This window comes from Enterococcus sp. ZJ1622 (assembly GCF_011038845.1).
In the GTDB taxonomy this organism is placed as follows: Bacteria; Bacillota; Bacilli; order Lactobacillales; family Enterococcaceae; genus Enterococcus_B.
On sequence record NZ_JAAKDW010000002.1, the window covers coordinates 243,747 to 263,934 of the forward strand.

A 20,188-nucleotide genomic window follows, 5' to 3' on the forward strand; every position below is an offset into this window, starting at 1 on the left:
TAGCGATGGATTTATCGAAAAGAACGGAACGGCTGGAGCCTTCAGTGACACTGGCGGCTTCGGCAAAAGCCAAAGAATTGAAAGCCCAGGGCCGAGATGTATTGAGTCTGACCGTGGGAGAGCCTGATTTCGCAACGCCTGTCAATATTCAGGAAGCAGCAATCAAAGCAATCAAAAACGGAAAGGCCAGTTATTATACACCGACAGCTGGGATTCCCGAGTTGCGTCAGGCAATCGTGGATTCGCTCAAAAAAAATTATGGATTAACTTATGAACCGTCTCAAACGATCGTGACAGACGGAGCAAAATTTGCTCTATATACACTTTTTCAGACGATCATCGATCCGAAAGATGAAGTGATCATCCCAGTCCCTTATTGGGTAAGTTATGGAGAGCAAGTCAAATTAGCAGAAGGTGTCCCGGTTTTTGTAAAGGGAGAAGAAGCAAATGGATTTAAGGTAACGGCGGACCAGCTGGAACAAGCCCGTTCAGATAAGACAAAGGCCGTGATCATCAATTCACCTTCAAATCCAACAGGGATGATCTATACGAGAGAAGAGCTCCAATCAATCGGTGAATGGGCAGTAAAAAATGATATTTTGATAGTTGCTGATGATATTTATGGCCGTTTAGTTTATAATGGCAATGAGTTTACTCCAATCGCAACGATTTCAGAAGCGATTCGCGAACAGACCATCATCATCAATGGTGTATCAAAAACCTATGCAATGACTGGCTGGCGCATCGGGTATGCCGTAGGGAATCCTGAGATTATCAGCGGGATGATCTCGATTGCTTCTCAGTCAACGAGCAATCCGACTGCAGTCAGTCAGTATGCTGCTGTAGAAGCCTTGAACGGCGAGCAAGACACTGTGGAAGAGATGCGGTGTGCGTTTGAAGAACGGTTGAACATCTTATATCCGCTTGTCTCAGAACTGCTTGGTGTGTCTCTTGAGAAACCGCAAGGAGCTTTTTATCTGTTTCCTAATGTCAAGGAAACTTTATCTATTTGCGGGTATAGCAATGTAACGAAATGGGTAGAAGATCTCCTGGAAGAAACAGGTGTTGCTTTGATTACAGGCGAAGGCTTCGGGGCACCTGAAAATGTGCGGTTAAGCTATGCAGCAGATTTAGTCACATTGGAAGAAGCTGTTCGCAGAATCAGGAAGTTTATTGAGAGTAAAAGTCAAAATCATTCTTGAAATCATTCAAGGAATATAAAAGGAGAGTCATACGTGGAACAAATTCAAATCATCGATTCGAAAAACCATGTGGGAGAAACAGTCACAATCGGCGCTTGGGTCTCAAACAAACGCTCAAGCGGGAAAATCGCATTTTTACAATTGAGAGACGGAACAGCCTTTTTCCAAGGCGTCGTTGTAAAAAGCGAAGTACCGGAAGAAGTTTTCCAAACTGCTAAAAATCTGCATCAGGAAACTTCTATCATCGTGACTGGGGAGATCCGCGAAGACAGCCGGTCAAAATTCGGCTACGAAATCGGTATTACAAATATTGAAGTAGTGAGCGAAAGCCACGATTATCCGATCACACCAAAAGAACACGGTACAGATTTCTTGATGGATCACCGTCATTTATGGCTGCGTTCTTCAAGACAGCATGCGATCATGCAAATTCGAAATGAAATCATTCGTGCAACTTACGAATTCTTCAACAACAACCATTTCGTCAAAATCGATCCTCCGATTTTGACTGGATCAGCACCAGAAGGAACAACAGATTTGTTCGAAACAAATTATTTCGATCAAAAAGCGTACCTTTCCCAAAGCGGACAATTATACATGGAAGCTGCCGCAATGGCATTCGGGAAAGTATTCTCATTCGGTCCGACATTCCGGGCAGAAAAATCCAAAACACGTCGTCATTTGATCGAATTCTGGATGATCGAACCAGAGATGGCGTTTACTCATCAAGAAGAAAGTTTGGAAGTACAGGAACAATATGTCGCATTTTTAGTACAAAATGTGCTGGATCATTGTGATTACGCACTAGATGTATTGGAGCGCGATAAAGAAGTACTGAAAACTTATACTAAGCGGCCATTTCCACGTATCACTTATGATGATGCTATTGAACTGCTGAAGAAAAACGGCTTCGACGATATCGAATGGGGAGAAGATTTTGGCTCACCACATGAAACCTTTATTGCCAATTCATTTGAACAGCCAGTATTCATCTTGAATTATCCGAAAGCGATCAAACCATTCTACATGAAACCACATCCAACTCGTGAAGATGTCGTTATCTGTGCAGATATGATTGCACCGGAAGGCTACGGCGAAATCATCGGTGGTAGCGAACGGGCAACGGACTACGATTTTCTGCTTGAACAAATCCGCAATCACGGCTTAGACGAAAAAGAATATTCATGGTATCTTGACTTGCGTAAATATGGTTCCGTTCCGCATTCAGGATTCGGATTGGGCTTAGAACGAACAGTGACTTGGATCGCAGGGATCGATCATGTCCGTGAAGCTATTCCGTTCCCACGTTTATTGAACCGTATTTATCCATAGGACGAACGAGCGTACGGTGCTCAATGAAAGTATAGAATAACGAATAATTGGAGGGATAGGACAAAAGTCTTGTCCCTCTTTTTTGATTTCAAGCGCCAGTCACCGAGGATAAAAAATTGCTTATTAATAACTAGCAGCCTATAATGAAATCGCAATCAAATAATACAAAGAAGGCGAGAGGGATGCACATTCAATTTGATGAAGCTTCTGCTGCAAAAATCAGGCAGCATCTAGTATCCGGAAACAAATTATTATTGACATTTGAAGATGGTGTCGGTCCGTATTCTCAACATGCGATGATCCACATGCAAGTCCAGTTTTCGATCAATATCATTGGACCGGAGATGACGACACAAGGATACGATCAGAAGATCACGAGTAATATCGGTGATATATTAGTGAAAGGTTATTCACTAGAAGACCTTGACGAACATATGAACATTCGTTTGAATACCAGCCACAACACTCTCAGCTTATCCGGTGACAGCGGATTAATCGACAATAATCTTGGATTTATTGATTTTGCTGAAGCGAACAAAGGGCCAAAAGAAAGTTAGCTGCATGACGAATGGGAAAAACTAATTTTAGATGGATGAAATAAGTAAGATAACTATAGAGATATTTTGTTTTTTGAAATGTTTCTATGGTTATTTTATTTTTTAAAGTTTTCTAGTTTATCTTTCAGCTTTTTCCTCCTTATGGGATAATAAAAAGAAAACTGCTGTCAAGAAAGGCCCGCAGCGAACCAAAAGGAGAAGAAAAATGAAACAGCGAATCTTGTTTATCGGTGATAGCATTACAGATACAGGAAGAATTCGGGAAGATCCAGCTGATCTAGGGAAAGGATATCCTTTACTGCTTGCAGGAAAATTGAGTGTTGCATATCCTGCTAGTACATTCGAATGCATCAATCGAGGAATCAGCGGAAATAAAATCTTGGACCTGAAACATCGGTGGTTCGAGGATTGCTTGTCCTTGCAACCTGATATCGTATCTATTTTGATCGGGATCAATGATACATGGCATCATGTGGATGCCCAGAAAATGTTTGGCTCCGCAAAAGCAGCAGCAGATTTTGAGAAAGTATATCGGGAGATCCTTGATGAACTACATGAAGCAGGGATTCGAAAGATCGTCTTACTGGAACCATTTGTTTTGCCAGAACCGAAAGACCGGTTTTCTTGGCGTGTCGATCTGGATCAGAAAATCCAGGTCGTTCGAAAATTAGCGCAAGAGTACCAGACAGTGTTCGTTTCGTTAGATGGCTTTCTCAATGAGTTGGGGATAAGGGATGGTTTTTCCAAGTATACAGGGGAAGACGGCGTACATCCAACGATTACAGGTCATGAAGTGATCGCCAATCGATGGCTGGAGGCAGTGATCAGCAATCATCTGCTGGATTGAAAAAACTGAAGGAGGATAGCTATGGATATCCGTGAAGCTTCTACTAAGGACTTACCTGAGATCAATCAAATGATCAGAGAAGAAAAAAGTTTGTATTTGCGAGAAAAAACAAAAGAGGATCTATCTGATCCCAAAAAGATATTGGTCGTTGCGGAAACAACGGAAGAAACGGGACAAAAAAAGATTATCGGCTTTGGTCAAGCAGATCTGAAAGAAGCAGAGGAACAAAGAACCAAGCCAGCTGGGAACTTGATCCAGCATACGTTTTTGGCAAAGAACGAAAGAGGAGAAATCCAAAAAAGATTTGCTGATTTTTTTCTTTTAGAAGCGAAAAAACGGCGAATCGAGTACTTCTTTGTCCAACTGTTGGATTGATGGGTAAAAAACAGAAGAAAATTGAAAAGAATGGAGCAATACAATGAGTTGTTTAGGTAATATCATATGGTTTATTTTTGGCGGTCTTGTCGGAGGGATCAGTTGGTTTTTAGCTGGAGTACTTTGGTGTATCACGATCATCGGGATTCCGATCGGCATGCAGTGTTTTAAAATCGCTTCTTTATCTTTTGCACCTTTCGGAAAAGATATCGTCTACCACCAAGATGGTGTATCCTTGATCGTCAATATCCTTTGGCTGATCTTTTCCGGTCTGCCGATTGCGATCGGTCATGTATTAAGCGGGATCGTCTTATGTATCACAATCATCGGGATCCCTTTTGCCAAGCAATCCTTTAAGCTAGCTCGTTTGGCGTTAATGCCATTTGGTGCAGAAATCGTGTGAGGGAAGAGAGGCTGGAACACCGTTTAGTGGAGAGGTCGTGACAGAAGTGGGCAGCTTCAAGAAATAAGAAGAAATTCATGAAAATTGTTTCTCAAATTTTTGTGAATTTTCGGCTTATTTTTCGAAGAAGCTACTTCTAGAACACCGTTTATTCGAAAAAAGAAGCTGCAACAAGATTTTTGTCACAGTCACATAGAACTCTTTTTTTCTATTTTTGAAAAAAAGGTTCTGGGAGCACTTGGGAATATAAGGCATAATAGTTTATATAACGTATTCCATTCATTGAGTATTTCATTTGATACCAGATAAATGTGCAAAAAAATAAAAAAAGAATGTCCACTCGTCAGTTATTATCGTGTTATAGATATTTCAACAAGTATTTATAAATAATAATCAAAAACAAGGAGATGCTGCAAGTGAAATTGATTGATTTAAGTGTCACGATCGAAAATGATCTACCGAGTGACCCACCAGAAATGATTCCCGAGATCACGTATCTGGATCATGAACGAAGTGTGCCTGATATGCTTCGCTTTTTTGGGACAGCTCAAAAAGAAGATCTGCCAGAGGGATTAGCCTGGGCGATTGAAAAAATCCAGTTGACTACACACACAGGTACTCATCTGGACGCTCCTTATCATTATCATCCGACAATGGACAAAGGAAAACCAGCTTGGACGATCGATGAGATTCCGCTTGACTGGTGTTATGGTGACGGAATCGTCTTAGATTTCTCAGATAAACCCGATGGCTATAAATTATCTATCGAAGATTTCGAAGTAGCTTTAGCAAAGATCGACTATGTTTTGAAAGAAAAAGACATCGTACTGATCCGTACGGGTGCGGATAAACATTGGGGGACACCGAATTACTTGGTCAGCGGATGCGGCGTCAGCAAAGAAGCAACGCTGTGGCTGCTTGACCAAGGCATACGTGTGGTAGGAACGGATGCATGGTCGTGGGACCGACCGCTGCCTTATATCGCAAAAGAATTTGATATGACAGGTGATGCCTCGATCATTTGGGAAGGGCACTTTGCTGGGATCGAAAAAGGATATTGTCATATCGAAAAATTGACGAACCTCGACCAGCTTCCTGCTACAGGCTTCAAGTTGAGTTGCTATCCAATCAAAATAAAACGGGCAAGTGCTGGCTGGATAAGAGCAGTAGCCATGATCGAAGATGAAGACAGCTAAATAGTATGTACAAGCGAGGGTGTGACAATAGTTTTTGTTGACCCTCTTTTTTTATGTTTTCTTTCAGAACAGTTGACATATGAATGCCCATTCATTTATAATTACTTATGAAGGATCATTCATATGTTGTGTGTAAGGAGGGAATCAAAATGAAAAGTTATCGTTTAGAAGGATTGGATTGTGCAAACTGTGCGATGAAAATCGAAAAAAACGTACAGCAGATCGAAGGAGTCAAGCAGGCAACGGTCAATTTTGCAACTGGAAAGATGAATATTGAAGCTGAACCCGCACAGCTCGCCGCAATCGAACAAGAAGCAAAAGAGATCGTACACAAGTTAGAGCCAGAGGTTACTGTAACTGAAATAAACAAAGAAACAAAAAAAGCGGATCAGCCAAGCCATGAAGGAAGAGATGCGTTGGTTCGAATCGGTTTGTCCGCTCTAGGTGTAGTCGCTTTGTTGTGGCTGGCGCCTGCTGAACCTTTGCGATTGATCGGATTTTTAGTGATCTATCTTTTGATCGGATTTGATGTAATCAAGCAAGCAGTCATGAACATCGTGAAAGGGCAATTATTCGATGAAAATTTTTTGATGGCAGTGGCGACTATTGGGGCTATGCTGATTGGCGAATATCCAGAAGCAGTAGCTGTGATGCTGTTCTATCAAATCGGTGAGTATTTCCAGAGCTTTGCAGTCAACCAATCCAGGAACTCGATCAAAGAATTGATGGCGATCCGTCCAGAAACGGCACATGTGGAAACGCCAGAAGGCTTTATAACTGTAGAGCCAGAAGAAGTTCGATTAAATCAGAAAGTACTTGTCAAACCAGGTGAGCGCGTGCCATTGGATGGGGTCGTCCTTCAAGGGGAATCGCTTGTGGACACCTCTGCACTGACTGGCGAGTCTGTACCGAAAGAAGTCGCTGTCGGGGAAACAGTATTAAGCGGCTTTATCAACAAAAACCAGCCACTCGTAGTAAAAGTAGAAAAAACATATGAAAATTCAACGATCAGCAAATTATTGGAATTAGTAGAAAATGCCAGCAGCAAAAAAGCGCCGGCAGAAAACTTCATCACGAAGTTTGCACGTTACTACACACCAGTAGTCGTCGTGCTTGCATTGTTACTTGCTGTGCTGCCACCTTTGATCACAGGTGCAGGATTTTCTGAATGGATCTATCGTGCATTGACTTTCCTTGTGATCTCTTGTCCATGTGCCCTGGTGATCTCTGTTCCTCTCAGCTTTTTTGGGGGAATCGGCGGAGCTAGTAAAATTGGTGTACTCGTCAAAGGAAGCAATTATCTAGAGATGCTTGCCCAGACAGAAACAGTTGTTTTTGACAAGACAGGCACCTTGACCAAAGGCGACTTTTCGGTACAAAAGATCATCACACAAATGGACGATACGCAGTTTATGCACGATGTGGCTAGTGCGGAACAGTTTTCTACCCATCCAATCGCACAATCTGTGTTAGCGGCCTATCATGGTTCTTTGTCCGTTCCTGAAAAAATCGAGGAAATTCCCGGTGAAGGAATCGTGGCGCAAATCGATGGGCGCCAGATTGCTGTTGGCAACCACAAACTGATGGAAAGAAACGGGATCTCTTTTACACTAAATGAAGCAGTCGGTACGATTCTCTACGTGGCAATCAATCACCAGTATGCTGGTTGCATCGTTATTGCAGATACATTAAAAGAAGATGCAGCTGCTGCTTTGGAAGAACTAAAGAAGGTCGGAGTCAAACAAACGGTCATGCTGACTGGCGATTCGAAGCGAATTGCTGAGCACATCGGAGATAAAGTCGGCGTAGATCTTGTTTATAGCGAGCTCTTGCCAGAAGACAAAGTCCGACAATTGGAACAGGTGTTGGAGGGAACTAGTAAAAAGACAGCTTTTGTCGGTGACGGGATCAATGATGCACCTGTATTAGCAAGAGCAGATGTCGGGATCGCAATGGGCGGTCTAGGAAGTGATGCAGCGATTGAAGCAGCAGATGTGGTCATCATGAATGATCAGCCATCAAAAATCCCAGTAGCTATCAGGCTAGCAAGAAAAACGCTAAAGATCGTGAAACAAAATATCGTCTTTGCCATAGGGATAAAAGTATTGGTATTGTTGCTAGGTGCATTTGGGATAGCGACGATGGGAGATGCTGTTTTCGCTGATGTCGGTGTGACTGTTCTTGCTGTATTGAATGCGATGAGATGTTTGAGAGTCAAAAATCTCTAAGAGCTGTTATGCGTAAAGAAAATATCTTTGAAATAAGCTTACTTTGGTGTACTTTTGGTAGTAGCAAAGTAGGCTTATTTTTATTGGAAAACAAGAAATTGATTATTCAGAAAATTTAAAATAACTAGAAAATAAAAGAGCAAATAGCTGGATAACAATCGTTATGCGAATAAAAAATGAAAAAAAGATTTAAAAATGATGTATTTTGGATAAAATAATACTTAAATAAAATAACAACTACTTGTAAGAAAGATGAAAATTGAATATGATAACCTGTGTATACAACGAAAAATGAATCAAAGGAGAGATCGGATGAACGATAAACAATTGCGCTGGTTTACAGTGGCGCTGATTGCATTCAATATGGTATGGGGAATGGGAAATGTTGTCAACAACTACGCCCAGCAAGGAATCTCAGTTGTTACTTCATGGCTGCTGATTTTAGCGATTTACTTCATCCCATACGCGCTGATCGTGGGGCAGTTAGGATCAGCTTTTAAAGACAGTAAAGGCGGAGTGAGTTCTTGGGTAGAGAATACGACCTCGAACAAGCGACTGGCTTACTATGCAGCATGGACTTATTGGGTAGTCCACATCCCGTATCTAGCACAAAAACCTCAAGCGATTCTGATCGCTGGCGGATGGGCAGTCCAAGGAAACGGGAATATCGTCAATACAATGTCTGTTCAAATGGTAGCGGTTATCTCGCTGATCATTTTCTTGGCTTTCTTGTACTTGTCGACAAAAGGACTTTCTACATTGAAAGTGATCGGGGGATTGGCTGGTACTGCGATGTTTGTGATGTCGATATTATTTATCCTGTTAGCAGTCACAGCACCATTTATCAATCCGTCGATGGAATTTGCTACACCACACATGAATCAAGTGAAGACCTATATCCCAACATTTGATTTTGGGTACTTTACGACAGTATCGATGCTTGTTTTTGCTGTTGGTGGAGCAGAAAAAATTTCACCTTACGTCAATTCAACACGTAATCCTGCGAAAGAATTTCCAAAAGGGATGATCTTCCTTGCAGCTATGGTTGGTGTTTGTGCCGTATTAGGGTCTGTCGCAATGGGGATGCTTTTTGCAAGTGACAACATTCCAAAAGACCTGATGGCTAATGGCGCATACAGTGCTTTCCAAATCCTAGGCAATTACTATGGTATCGGCAATACACTGATGATCATCTACGCATTGACGAATATGGTCGGACAGATCTCTGCTTTAGCTTTCTCAATCGATGCACCACTAAAAATCTTGTTAGCAGATGCGGATCCGGAATTCGTTCCGAACTGGCTACGTAAACGCAACCGCAAGGGAACGCTAGTCAATGGCTACCTACTGACAGGTATCCTAGTTGGGATCATCATCTTGCTTCCGATCTTTGGAATCAAAGATATGAATGAGCTTGTCAAATGGCTGACAAACTTGAATTCAGTCGTGATGCCTATGCGTTATCTATGGGTGTTCCTAGCTTACATGATGCTGAATAAAGCATACAAAAAATTCAATTCTGAATATAAATTCGTGAAAAATCCGAAAATCGGATTTATCTTCGGTGCTTGGTGTTTTGCCTTCACTGCCTTTGCATGTATCCTAGGCATGGTGCCAAAAGTAGAATATGCAGCAGATCCAAAAGCTTGGTGGTTCCAATTATTCACGAATGTCGTGACACCGATCATCTTGATTTTGCTGGGGATGATCCTGCCTGCGATTGCACGCCGAGACAAAAACAAAGAAGTCCCAGAGCCGGAAACGGTCGTTCAACCTTAAAACAAAATATATTTGACGCAAGAGTTGGCAATCATGCCAGCTCTTGTTTTTTGTCGCGTGGTATGATTAAACCAAATGATAAAGAGAAATGAGGGAGGAAAATGAAAATAATCGTGATCGGACAAAGCGGATCAGGAAAATCGACACTCGCACGACAAATCAGGGAAATCACAGGTTATCCTCTACTGCCGCTAGACCTCTTATGGCACACCACAGATTACAGTACTCAAGCAAAACAGTGGTTTATACAGGAACAACAATCATTTATGGAGAGGAATCAGTCGTGGATCATTGAAGGAAACTATGCTTCTACATTAGAGAGAAGAATCAAAGAATCAGATAAGGTCATTTGGCTCCAAATCCCGCGTTACCGTGCGATCTATCGGGTGATCATCCGTTCTCTCAAAAGAAAGATAAACAAGGAGTCTCGACCAGATATGCCTGAAGCATTTTCAGAAAGATTCGATAAGGAATACTTGGGGTTTTTGTCTTTTATCTGGCATTTTGAAGAAACCCATGAACCAGAAATACAGCAGCTGATCCAAGAAGCAAACGCACAAAGCAAATTGATCATCCTAACAAAAAAACAGGAAAAACAAGCATTTTTAATGGAATTGACGACGAATGAGCAAAAATGATTGACAGTTTGTGTTTACAAGTGTAATCTATAGATAGAATCTTTGATTACATTTGTAAACGAAGGGGGGTAGACATATGGAAAATGTACCATCACCTGTGAAAATCAGTGACTCCGAATGGGAAGTCATGCGTGTAGTCTGGACATTGGGGCAGACGACAGCTCAGGAGATCACTCAGGTATTAGCGGATTCGATGGGGTGGAAGCCCGCAACGATCAAGACCCTTCTCGGACGTCTTGTCAAAAAAGAAGTCGTTTGGACTGAACAAGAGGGAAAGAAGTTTATCTATCATCCGGCTGTCTCTGAGATGGAAACAGTACGCAGTGCAACAGAGAATCTCTTTTCTCATATTTGTGCGAAAAGAATCGGAGAGACCATTGCGGATCTGGTAGAAGAAGCCACATTGACACAAGCAGATATCGACAGCATCATGGCACAGCTGAGACAAAAACAACCTGTCGAGACAATCGAATGCAATTGTATCCCAGGTCAATGTGAATGCAAACAACATGAATAACACATAAATTAGGAGGAACAAAAAATGAAACAACAATTTTCAATCGAAGGTATGAGCTGTAATCATTGCGTAGCAAGAGTAGAGGAAGCAGTCAATGCACTCCCAGGTATCCAAAAAGTAAAGGTAAATTTGAAGAAATCGAACGGTGTCGTGAAATTCGATGAAAGCCAAGTGCAACCGGAAACGATTTGTCAGGCAATCAATGATCTGGGTTATAAAGCAGAGGTGATTTGATGGCAGCAGAGGCAAAGAATGAAACATTCGTTATTACGGGAATGACTTGTGCGAACTGTTCTGCTCGGATCGAGAAGGAACTGAACGAACAACCCGGTGTACTCGCTGCAACCGTCAATCTAGCAACAGAAAAAGCAAGCGTCCAGTATAAAAATACCTCAGTGGAAAAACTGATCAAAAGCGTGGAAAACATCGGCTATGGCGCTATTTTATATGATGAAGCGCATAAACAGAAAATCGCAGAAGAAAAACAAGCCTATCTGAAAAAAATGAAAAGAGACCTTATTTTGAGTGCTATCTTGACTTTGCCGCTCATGCTTTCGATGATCGCCATGCTGCTGGGAAGTGATGCTGCGATCGTCCACTTTTTCCATCTACCAGTCGTCCAGTTGATTCTAGCTGTACCAGTACAGTTTTATGTTGGCGCGCGTTTTTATAAAGGCGCTTATCATGCCATCAAAACGAATGCGCCGAATATGGATGTTCTCGTTGCGATCGGGACATCTGCCGCTTTCGCGTTGAGTGTTTACAATGGCTTTTTCCCAAGTCACTCACACGATCTTTATTTTGAAAGCAGTAGCATGATCATCACATTGATCTTGCTTGGCAAGTACCTGGAACACTCTGCGAAGACAAAGACAGGGGATGCGATCAAGCAACTGATGTCTCTTCAGACAAAAACAGCGAACGTGCTGCGAGACGGAAAAGAAGAGACGATCGAAATCGATGAAGTAGCAGTAGGAGATCACTTGATCATTCGTCCAGGTGAACAAGTGCCAACTGATGGTCAGATTGTTTCAGGAAGCAGTGCTGTCAATGAAAGCATGTTAACGGGGGAAAGTCTACCTGTAGAAAAAAACGCCGGTGATGCCCTGTTTGGAGGAACGATCAACACTAACGGACTCCTTCAGATGGAAGTGTCAAAAGTCGGCAAAAATACAGTGCTTGCCCAGATCATCCAGATGGTGGAAGATGCACAAGGCAGTAAAGCACCAATCCAAAAGATAGCTGATAAGATCTCAGGTATCTTTGTTCCGATCGTTTTAGTGCTTGCGTTAGCAACTTTGATCATTACAGGTTTTGTTTCCGGAGATTGGCAATTGGCACTGATCCATAGCGTCTCCGTTCTTGTCATTGCTTGTCCATGTGCACTTGGATTGGCGACACCAACAGCGATCATGGTTGGTACAGGAGTTGGCGCTCGAAATGGTATTTTGATCAAAGGCGGCGAAGCCCTGGAAGCAGCAGCTCATTTGAACAGTATCATTTTAGATAAAACCGGAACGATCACGGAAGGAAAGCCGGAAGTGACAGATATCATCGGTTCTGATGAAGTACTACCTGTTTTTTATACCTTAGAAAAAGCATCAGAGCATCCTTTAGGAAAAGCGATCGTCGATTACGGCAATCAGCAAGAAATCGACTCTTATGAATTATCGGATTTTAAAGCACATCCTGGTGCAGGGATCAGCGGGATCATCAATGGAATAGAATATTTTGCAGGTACGCGAAAACGTTTGGCCCAAATGAACCTATCATTTGATACGTATCAGGAAAAAGCGGTAGAATTAGAACAACAAGGGAAAACAGTGATGTTCTTAGCGAATGATCGCCAAGTTCTCGGTCTAATCGCTGTAGCAGATAAAATCAAGAAAAACGCTAAACAAGCGATTTCACAACTGCAAGACAAAGGACTCGAAGTGTTTATGGTGACCGGAGATAATCGGCAGGCAGCTGAAGCAATCGGTAGACAAGTAGGGATCGATTCAGCCCATATTTTTGCAGAAGTGCTACCTGAAGACAAAGCAGCATATGTCGAACAACTGCAGAAAAAAGGAAAAAAAGTCGGGATGGCTGGCGATGGGATAAATGATGCTCCAGCGCTTGCACTTGCAGATGTCGGGCTGGCCATGGGCAGCGGGACAGATATAGCGATGGAGACAGCTGATGTGACATTGATGAACAGCAATCTTTCTTCCATTGACCAGACGATCGAATTGTCGAGAATGACATTGAGAAAAATCAAACAGAATCTTTTCTGGGCGTTTGTCTACAATACGATCGGTATTCCTTTTGCCGCGTTCGGATTTTTGAACCCAATCATCGCAGGAGGAGCAATGGCATTCAGCTCAGTCAGTGTTTTACTCAATTCGCTAAGTTTGAATCGGCAAATGAAGAAATAGAAACGAGGGAAAGGATGAGTGAAGATGAAAGACAAGAATCCAAAGAATGAACAAGAAAAACACATGCACGAACATGAAATGGATCATACAGCCAAACATCCTTCTCATGAAATGGAAAAGATGGATGATCAAGAAGCACACATGGGACATCACCACATGGAGCATATGGACCATGAAATGGGCGGGATGGACCACTCGAAGATGAATCATGAGATGAGTGGAATGGATCACTCGATGCATATGGATCATGACCATATGAGTGGTGGGATGGACCATTCGATGCACATGGGAAATTTCAAACAAAAATTCTGGCTTTCGCTTATCCTAGCAATCCCCATCATCCTGTTTTCACCGATGATGGGAATGGAATTCCCTTTTCAAGTAACCTTTCCAGGTTCTGACTGGGTGGTGCTGATCTTAGCCACCGTCCTATTTATTTATGGCGGACAGCCTTTCTTGAGTGGCGCAAAAATGGAATTACAGCAGAAAAGTCCTGCAATGATGACACTGATTGCCATGGGGATCACTGTCGCATATGTGTACAGTGTTTATTCTTTCATTGCCAATCTATTGAATCCTCATACACATGTCATGGATTTCTTTTGGGAATTAGCGACACTGATCGTGATCATGCTCTTAGGACATTGGATCGAGATGAATGCAGTATCCAATGCAAGCAATGCTTTGCAGAAGTTAGCTGAGCTATTGCCCGAATCAGTCAAGCGCCTGAAAAAAGACGGGACAGAAGAAACGGTCTCCCTCAAAGAAGTAAAAGAAGGCGATCATCTCGTGGTCCGCTCCGGAGATAAGATGCCGACAGACGGCGTGATCGTCAAAGGGGAGACGATCGTTGATGAATCGGCTGTGACAGGGGAATCGAAAGGGATCAAGAAACGTGTAGCAGATAAAGTGATCGGAGGTTCGATCAACGGAGACGGAACGATCGAAATCACGGTTACAGGTACCGGAGAAAATGGTTACCTAGCAAAAGTGATGGAAATGGTAAGAAAAGCACAAGGAGAAAAATCGAAGTTAGAGTCCTTGTCTGACAAAGTTGCAAAATGGCTGTTTTATGTAGCTCTAGTTGCTGGTATCCTAGCGTTTGTCGCTTGGCTTTTCTTGACAGATCTTCCTGAAGCACTCGAACGAATGGTCACGGTCTTCATTATCGCTTGTCCTCATGCGTTGGGTCTTGCTATTCCTTTGGTTGTCGCACGTTCGACATCGATCGCAGCTAAAAATGGGCTGCTGTTGAAAAATCGAAACGCACTAGAACAAGCAAATGACTTGGATGTGATCATGTTAGACAAGACGGGTACACTGACAGAAGGAAGATTCACTGTAACAGGTGTAGAAGTATTAGATGACCGTTTTTCTAAGAATGAGATTCTTCAATATGTCGGCGCACTGGAATCAAATGCCAACCATCCGCTTGCTATCGGTATTATGAACTATCTAAAAGAAGAAAAAATCACTCCTTATCAAGCTGAAAACATGAAGAATCTCTCTGGTGTCGGTTTGGAAGCAACAGTAAAAGGAAAAGATGTCAAAATCGTCAATGAAAAAGAAGTGAAACGACGCGGTTTGACGGTCGATCAAAACTTGTTAGTGCCTTATCAAGAACAGGGAAACACCATCAGCTTTTTGATCGTAGATGACCAAATCACTGCAGTCATCGCGTTAGGCGATGTGGTGAAACCAGAAGCAAAACAATTCATCCAAACCTTGAAGGAACGAAATATCACACCAGTCATGCTGACAGGTGACAACAATAGTGCGGCACAGGCTGTAGCAGATTATCTGGGGATCAAAGAATACTATGGTGGTCTGTTGCCTGATGACAAAGAAGCGATTGTCCAAAAATATCTGGATCAAGGGAAAAAAGTCATTATGGTGGGTGACGGAATCAACGATGCACCAAGTTTAGCACGCGCTTCGATCGGTATGGCGATCGGTGCAGGGACAGATATCGCGATTGATTCTGCCGATGTAGTTTTGACAAACAGTGATCCCAAAGATATTCTCCATTTCTTGGATCTAGCAAAACAAACACGTAAAAAAATGATCCAAAACTTATGGTGGGGAGCTGGCTATAACATCGTGGCCATTCCTTTGGCAGCCGGCGTTCTTGCACCAATCGGCATTTTGCTAAGCCCGGCAGTCGGAGCAGTCCTGATGTCATTGAGTACAGTAGTAGTCGCGTTGAATGCATTGACATTGAAAATAAAATAAGAGGTCGTGAAAAAACTGACCTGCATCAAGCAGTAAGAACACTCAGACCACAAAAATAAGAGAAGCAGGCTTTCCCTGTCTCTCTTATTTTTTTTGCTGTTTGCTGGTCATCCTTATTTTTCTCATTGTTTGTGCAAGAGCCAGATAAGGTTTTTTATCGAGTAAAACTTCTTTTTTTCCGTATAATTCTTCTTCATACTGTCTGGTAAGGGAAATGAACTGCCCACTTAATCCAAACTGTTCTTCTACTCGTCTGCTATAAGAACCTAGATTTTCTGCGGGATTCCTAGCGATCAGTTTTTCAAATTGTTTCAATAGTTTTTGATAAGCGGTGGTGTTTTTAGTAATAAACAAAGTCAGATAGAAAGAATAAAGGAGCCAGCGTACCGTCTTTCTTAAGGGAGAAAGCAAGAAGAGACAGAAAAAAAGTAATAGGAAAATCCCCAACAGTTTTGCCATCTGTGAGAAAGAAAAAGAACTTTCTATTTTTGACGGTTCGACAGATTCAGTGGAAGAAACTGTCGACTGACTCGTTTGTTCTTCGTTTTTTTCAGATGGTACAGGAGCAGATTCTTCTGACCGTGTCTCTTCGACTGCAGAAAGAGCTGGATTGATAAAGGCAGGCGTAGGTTCGAATGGGAGCCAGCCAAATCCTGGAAAAAAGACTTCAGGCCAAGAATGTGCATGACTGTTTAGAATCTCATAACGGTAAGCGCCTGAATCTTCAGTACTTGTACGGTATCCTGCTGTGAAACCTTTTGCCCAGCGCGCAGGTATACCTAATGTACGAAGAAGTACCACCATCGAAGAGGAAAAGTTGTCACAGTAGCCGACTTTCGAATCAAATAGAAAATAGTCGACATAATCACGGTCCTTTGGCGTATGTTCCGCATCTGTTTTTGAATAGCGGAAATTCCCTTGGCTTTTTAAATAACCTTGGATCGCTTCTGTTTTTTCAAACAGTGAATCCGCGGTTTTAGTCAATTCCTGGGCTAATTCGGACACGCGAGCTGGCAAGCTGTCCGGTAACTGTAGGTTTTCTTGTAATGTTCGCTGATCCTCTTCAGACAGACGGCTGCTCATAAGGGCATCATTCGTATAAGAAAGCCGCTCCACTTCGAGTGTGGCAGAGAAGTTTTCTTTGTTCGAGGCTGACACGAAGCGCTGGTCATCTGGTAAAAAGAAAAGCGAGTCTTCTTTAGAAACAGGTGCTTTTGATACTTGAAGCTTGCCATAAGGATAAGGGATGTAAGCCTGGTCGTGCAGTTTCAGCTGGATCGTTTCTTTTTCGGACAAGATGTTTCCCGCATAATCGTTTAATTGGAAAGGCAGTTCCTGGACGGGCTGAATCGGTGCATCTGGCTTCTCTATCCATCCGCTTCCGGTGTAGACCAGTTTATTCTCGATTTTCCAGTAACTACTTCCCTGTTGAATCGCAGTGAAAGCTATTTCATTATTGTCATATAACGGTCCGCCAAGCTGTTCGTCGTTCTCACTGAAACCAGTTCTTGCGCTTCCTGACAATTGATAATCATTGATCGTGTCATAGAGTCCTTCTTCATTCAAATAGTTTCGAATAGGTTCACTTGTCCTTTCTAATGATTGATTGACTTTGGGAAGAAACAAAGGGACTGACGCGCTGATTCCTAAGATCAAAGCCAAGATCAGATTCGTGATCGTCAGAAATTGCGGGCTTTTGGGCGCGGCTGAAAGTGTAAAAAGCTGACGAATAAAGAGATACGTACATATAACAGCAACCGCCCAGACCATTTCGCCTAACAGATTATATCCTCTGAAGACAGTCAGCATCATGAAATAAATCATCAGGACAAGAAAAGGAATCGGCCATAGATCATAATCCACTGTCAAGATCACTAGAAGATGGACAAAAAGCAAAACCAGCAGAAATGAGGCTCTTTCAGGGAAATAATGAAGCTCGCCTTGGATCAATTGACTGATCTCTGCTGTAAAAGCCGAAAAAAACCGGAAAAGCCACGAGATCGAAAGTGTGTTTCCAGGAAAATAATGGTAGAGGCAGATGATCGAGAAAAACAGATAGAACAGAATGCGTACGATGATCGAACGAAAAAGACAGGTGATCATACAGATCGCTGCAGTGACCAAAATAAGCGGCAGACTGTCTGCAAAGTGATTGGCAGACAAGAATGCCGGTGCTCCGATACTCAGCAGCAAGAAGCAAAAAAGACCGCGAAACCAGTTATTTTTCTCAAGCGTCAAACCGCTCACCCCCAGAGATCGGCACAATCTTCTCTTTTTCTCGGATCACTAGCTCATCTTTTTCGAAATAAACAAGACAGACAGAAGCTCGTTTTTGTAAAACTGAGATATTCTGTAACAACATAGCTGAAGCAGATGGAGCAAAAATCACTAAATGCTTTGCTTGATGTTTCTCAAGATATTCAGGGAAAAATAGCTCATTTCCCGGAGAAAAAGTAGCAAATTCAGTAAAAGAAGGATCCTTGCCATAAAAAGGTCTATCTCCTAAAAGCAGGAGATCCGGGTTTTCTTTACTTATTAATCGCCAGAAGGAAAAATACACATCGAACGTCTGCTCGAACTTCGGGCCTTCTGCTCCCCAAAAGCAAATCAGCGGAGCTGCTTCTTCTTTTTGAAATTCATATTCTCGGTACAGCCATTCTTGGTGGCGGGCAGAAAGCTTCCAATTGATCCGACTGAACGCATCTCCCTGCCGATAAGGGCGATGTTCCCGAAAATCCATTCCTCGCTGACAGTGAGCAAGTTGCTGTTTCTTTTGTAAGATCCTTTGCAGTTTTTCTGCTTGCTGCATCCGAAGTCCCGGCAACGTCGTCGTCGTAAAATCGATCTCTTTCCTGAAGCTTTTACGGAAAAGGCCTAAACAGTCATAAGCAGTCAGATGTAAAGTCAGCTTTGTTTCACAGCCTCTTTGTAATGGCTTCCAATATAAGGCTAGCTCCTGTTTTTTTCGAGTCAAAATCAGAAGATCCTTTTTTGGTTCAACAAAATTTTCAGGGAAATCCACTTGTAGCCTGGGAAGTGGCAATGTGAATGATCCGTGTTTAGCTATCTGCAAAGTTGCTTTGGTTTTCTTCTGTCGGTGTACCAAGGGCACAATCGAACTAGCAAAGATAATATTTTTCAAAAGTGAAGTCAATGAAGCAAAACTCCAAATGATATAAAGTGTGAAAAATGTCAGTAGGAACCAGCCTAACGCATTATTAAAGACAAGAGCAAAGAAAACAACGATAAAATAAACAAAAATCAATACCGCATTAATGAAATAATCTTTTATTTTAGTCATTGGCTACCTCACTGGAATAGGGATTTGTGCAACAATCGCCTGAAGGATCTTGTTTCTTTCGTCTTCACTCAACGAAGGATCATGGAAAATCAGACGATGTAAAAAAACAAATGGCAAGATCTCTTGGAAATCTCTTGGTGAGACAAACCCTCTTCCTTGGCTCAAGGCGTATGCTTTTGCTGCTTGGACAAACGCACGGCTGCCACGAGGGCTGATTCCTAATTTGATCGCATCATGCGCTCTCGTAGCTGCAACCAAATGCAGGGCATACTCTGCGACGCTAGGCTCCAAATAGATCATCGAAACAGTCGATTTGATGTCATCGAGGTCTTTACTATCCAAAATCATTTCTAGAGTACTCAAGACTTCTTCGTATTCATCGAGCAATAATGACAGTTCATCTTCATAGGAAGGGTAACCGATCTTTAAACGAAATAAAAATCGGTCTAGCTGTGCTTCAGGCAATGGATACGTCCCTTCGTATTCGATCGGATTCTGCGTGGCTAAAACAAAGAAATGTTTGTCTAATGGATATGTATGGTTATCGATCGTCGCATGGTTTTCTGCCATTGCTTCCAATAAAGCGGATTGGGTACGGGGCGTTGTCCGATTGATCTCGTCAGCTAGGAGAATCGTCGTGAAAATAGGTCCGGGCTGGAATTCGAATTCTTTTTTTTGAGAATTATAGACAGAAAAACCGAGAATGTCTCCGGGAAGCAGATCAGGCGTGCATTGGATACGGCTGAAATCCCCTTGGATGGCTTTGGCTAATGCTTTTACAAGTAGTGTTTTTCCTACACCTGGGATGTCTTCGAACAGTACATGGCCATCTGCTAATAGCGCGACGAGCATGAAACGGATCGTATCACGTTTGCCGACGATCGCTTTTTCGATTTCTAGGACTAATCGATCGATTTTCTGTTTGGCCGAATCTATTTTATTTTCCATTTTTCACATCACCTTCTCATAAAAAAAGTTGTTTCCTTTATTTTAAATGATGGGGTTGTTTCTCACAAGCAAAGTCACTTTCTCATTTTATTTTTATTTTAAAATAGGAAAATGAAAATATGGTGAAATAAATTATTAGCTAAAATAAAATGATATTTTTTGCGTATTTACTATATAGGAAGACTTATGTAACAAAAAGTGTGAGTAAAAGGACAC

Annotated in this window: 17 protein-coding genes; 14 read left to right on the forward strand and 3 right to left on the reverse strand. The window is 42.2% G+C overall.

The annotated features are described in order from the left end of the window. The first annotated feature begins 5 nt into the window (after positions 1-5). The 14 genes from G7Y42_RS02995 to copB all read left to right on the forward strand — a co-directional run bounded on the left by G7Y42_RS02995 (position 6) and on the right by copB (position 15,723). Entirely contained in the window at positions 6-1,202 is a 1,197-nt protein-coding gene (locus G7Y42_RS02995) for a pyridoxal phosphate-dependent aminotransferase (protein ID WP_165003450.1), read from the forward strand. A 33-nt stretch (positions 1,203-1,235) separates the two neighbouring features. After that, positions 1,236-2,534, forward strand: a complete 1,299-nt coding sequence (asnS, locus tag G7Y42_RS03000) for an asparagine--tRNA ligase (RefSeq protein ID WP_165003448.1) — start codon at positions 1,236-1,238, stop codon at positions 2,532-2,534. Between the two features lie 182 nt (positions 2,535-2,716). Beyond that, entirely contained in the window at positions 2,717-3,091 is a 375-nt protein-coding gene (locus G7Y42_RS03005; protein WP_165003446.1) for an iron-sulfur cluster biosynthesis family protein, read from the forward strand. A 205-nt stretch (positions 3,092-3,296) separates the two neighbouring features. Continuing rightward, complete coding sequence (locus G7Y42_RS03010; RefSeq protein WP_165003444.1) at positions 3,297-3,938, forward strand: SGNH/GDSL hydrolase family protein; 642 nt, start codon at positions 3,297-3,299, stop codon at positions 3,936-3,938. Between the two features lie 21 nt (positions 3,939-3,959). After that, the gene (locus G7Y42_RS03015) at positions 3,960-4,313 is read left to right on the forward strand and encodes a hypothetical protein (protein ID WP_165003442.1); all 354 of its coding nucleotides are present in this window, start codon (positions 3,960-3,962) and stop codon (positions 4,311-4,313) included. Positions 4,314-4,356: 43 nt separating this feature from the next. Then, positions 4,357-4,716, forward strand: coding sequence for a YccF domain-containing protein (locus tag G7Y42_RS03020; RefSeq protein WP_165003440.1), 360 nt, complete (start codon positions 4,357-4,359; stop codon positions 4,714-4,716). A gap of 416 nt (positions 4,717-5,132) precedes the next feature. Next, positions 5,133-5,912, forward strand: coding sequence for a cyclase family protein (locus G7Y42_RS03025; RefSeq protein ID WP_206215427.1), 780 nt, complete (start codon positions 5,133-5,135; stop codon positions 5,910-5,912). A gap of 149 nt (positions 5,913-6,061) precedes the next feature. After that, a complete protein-coding gene (locus G7Y42_RS03030) occupies positions 6,062-8,140 on the forward strand; it encodes a heavy metal translocating P-type ATPase (RefSeq protein ID WP_165003435.1) in 2,079 nt (692 codons plus the stop codon). A 312-nt stretch (positions 8,141-8,452) separates the two neighbouring features. Beyond that, positions 8,453-9,919, forward strand: coding sequence for an amino acid permease (locus tag G7Y42_RS03035; protein ID WP_165003434.1), 1,467 nt, complete (start codon positions 8,453-8,455; stop codon positions 9,917-9,919). 101 nt (positions 9,920-10,020) lie between these two features. Continuing rightward, entirely contained in the window at positions 10,021-10,557 is a 537-nt protein-coding gene (locus tag G7Y42_RS03040) for a topology modulation protein (RefSeq protein WP_165003432.1), read from the forward strand. 76 nt (positions 10,558-10,633) lie between these two features. Beyond that, complete coding sequence (locus tag G7Y42_RS03045; RefSeq protein WP_165003430.1) at positions 10,634-11,074, forward strand: CopY/TcrY family copper transport repressor; 441 nt, start codon at positions 10,634-10,636, stop codon at positions 11,072-11,074. A 24-nt stretch (positions 11,075-11,098) separates the two neighbouring features. After that, on the forward strand, positions 11,099-11,308 hold the full coding sequence (gene copZ, locus G7Y42_RS03050; RefSeq protein WP_165003428.1) for a copper chaperone CopZ: 210 nt from the start codon (positions 11,099-11,101) through the stop codon (positions 11,306-11,308). Then, entirely contained in the window at positions 11,305-13,491 is a 2,187-nt protein-coding gene (locus G7Y42_RS03055; RefSeq protein ID WP_277424415.1) for a heavy metal translocating P-type ATPase, read from the forward strand. Before copZ ends, G7Y42_RS03055 begins: the two co-directional genes overlap by 4 nt. A 165-nt stretch (positions 13,492-13,656) precedes the next feature. After that, the gene (gene copB / locus G7Y42_RS03060) at positions 13,657-15,723 is read left to right on the forward strand and encodes a copper/silver-translocating P-type ATPase CopB (RefSeq protein ID WP_241161900.1); all 2,067 of its coding nucleotides are present in this window, start codon (positions 13,657-13,659) and stop codon (positions 15,721-15,723) included. Between the two features lie 84 nt (positions 15,724-15,807). Here copB and G7Y42_RS03065 read toward each other — a convergent pair whose 3' ends face one another. The 3 genes from G7Y42_RS03065 to G7Y42_RS03075 are packed head-to-tail and all read right to left on the reverse strand — an operon-like array spanning position 15,808 to position 19,972. Beyond that, on the reverse strand, positions 15,808-17,970 hold the full coding sequence (locus G7Y42_RS03065; protein ID WP_241161897.1) for a transglutaminase-like domain-containing protein: 2,163 nt from the start codon (positions 17,968-17,970) through the stop codon (positions 15,808-15,810). After that, positions 17,951-19,024 (reverse strand): DUF58 domain-containing protein, encoded by a 1,074-nt coding sequence (locus G7Y42_RS03070; RefSeq protein ID WP_165003423.1) that lies wholly within the window; start codon positions 19,022-19,024, stop codon positions 17,951-17,953. Before G7Y42_RS03070 ends, G7Y42_RS03065 begins: the two co-directional genes overlap by 20 nt. A gap of 3 nt (positions 19,025-19,027) precedes the next feature. Then, positions 19,028-19,972, reverse strand: coding sequence for a MoxR family ATPase (locus G7Y42_RS03075; RefSeq protein WP_165003421.1), 945 nt, complete (start codon positions 19,970-19,972; stop codon positions 19,028-19,030). Positions 19,973-20,188 lie beyond the last annotated feature (216 nt).

Coding starts and splice junctions, on each gene's coding strand:
- G7Y42_RS02995 (WP_165003450.1), top strand. CDS start 6: ATGGATTTATCGAAAAGAACGGAACGGCTGGAGCCTTCAGTGACACTG.
- G7Y42_RS03005 (WP_165003446.1), top strand. CDS start 2,717: ATGCACATTCAATTTGATGAAGCTTCTGCTGCAAAAATCAGGCAGCAT.
- G7Y42_RS03010 (WP_165003444.1), top strand. CDS start 3,297: ATGAAACAGCGAATCTTGTTTATCGGTGATAGCATTACAGATACAGGA.
- G7Y42_RS03015 (WP_165003442.1), top strand. CDS start 3,960: ATGGATATCCGTGAAGCTTCTACTAAGGACTTACCTGAGATCAATCAA.
- G7Y42_RS03020 (WP_165003440.1), top strand. CDS start 4,357: ATGAGTTGTTTAGGTAATATCATATGGTTTATTTTTGGCGGTCTTGTC.
- G7Y42_RS03030 (WP_165003435.1), top strand. CDS start 6,062: ATGAAAAGTTATCGTTTAGAAGGATTGGATTGTGCAAACTGTGCGATG.
- G7Y42_RS03035 (WP_165003434.1), top strand. CDS start 8,453: ATGAACGATAAACAATTGCGCTGGTTTACAGTGGCGCTGATTGCATTC.
- G7Y42_RS03040 (WP_165003432.1), top strand. CDS start 10,021: ATGAAAATAATCGTGATCGGACAAAGCGGATCAGGAAAATCGACACTC.
- G7Y42_RS03045 (WP_165003430.1), top strand. CDS start 10,634: ATGGAAAATGTACCATCACCTGTGAAAATCAGTGACTCCGAATGGGAA.
- copZ (WP_165003428.1), top strand. CDS start 11,099: ATGAAACAACAATTTTCAATCGAAGGTATGAGCTGTAATCATTGCGTA.
- copB (WP_241161900.1), top strand. CDS start 13,657: ATGGACCATGAAATGGGCGGGATGGACCACTCGAAGATGAATCATGAG.
- G7Y42_RS03070 (WP_165003423.1), bottom strand. CDS start 19,024: ATGACTAAAATAAAAGATTATTTCATTAATGCGGTATTGATTTTTGTT.
- G7Y42_RS03075 (WP_165003421.1), bottom strand. CDS start 19,972: ATGGAAAATAAAATAGATTCGGCCAAACAGAAAATCGATCGATTAGTC.